This window comes from Microbacterium sp. K35 (assembly GCF_004794375.1).
In the GTDB taxonomy this organism is placed as follows: Bacteria; Actinomycetota; Actinomycetes; order Actinomycetales; family Microbacteriaceae; genus Microbacterium; species Microbacterium sufflavum.
In genome coordinates, this window is record NZ_SSDM01000213.1 from 1 (window position 1) to 544 (window position 544).

Sequence of the window (544 nt, forward strand, 5' to 3'; positions counted from 1 at the left end):
CACCCCGGCACGGACGACGCGAGGTACGCGGTCACGGCCGGGGTGGCGGCGGGGCGCAGCGCGTCGAACGCCGTGCGGATCGTGCGCATCTCCGCGGTCGCCTGGTCGAGCGCGTCCAGGTCGCCCTGCGCGTCGTCGATCGCCTGCCCCACGTCGACGAGCGAGTTCTCGTCGATCTCGGCGCGGCGATACTCGGCGGGCAGCGCGGGCACGGTCACCGCGGCGAGCGCGGCGAGGTACCCGTCGAGGGCCGCGACGGCCGCCTCCTCCAGGGCCGGATCGGCCACCGCGATGACGTCGTCGTCCGACGACGACGCGGGATCGGGCACCGTGGCGGTGTCGACGATGGCGGTGCGCAGCGCGGTCGCCTCCGCCGTCTGGGTCCCGATGTCGGCGACGAGGGTGTCGCGGGCCGACGTCAACGCCTGGTGCGCGTTCTGGATGGAGGCCTCGTCCGCCTGGAGGGATTCGAGGGCGCTCGCTGCCGGGCTCGCGGTCGCTGCCTGGATCCCGCCGACGGTCGCGGCCGCGGCGACCGCGAGCA

1 protein-coding gene is annotated in these 544 nt (G+C 75.7%); it reads right to left on the reverse strand.

The genetic code is table 11. The features are described 5' to 3' along the window. The coding region (locus DW299_RS18960) for a hypothetical protein (protein WP_205814351.1) at positions 1-544 on the reverse strand (544 nt) is incomplete at both ends.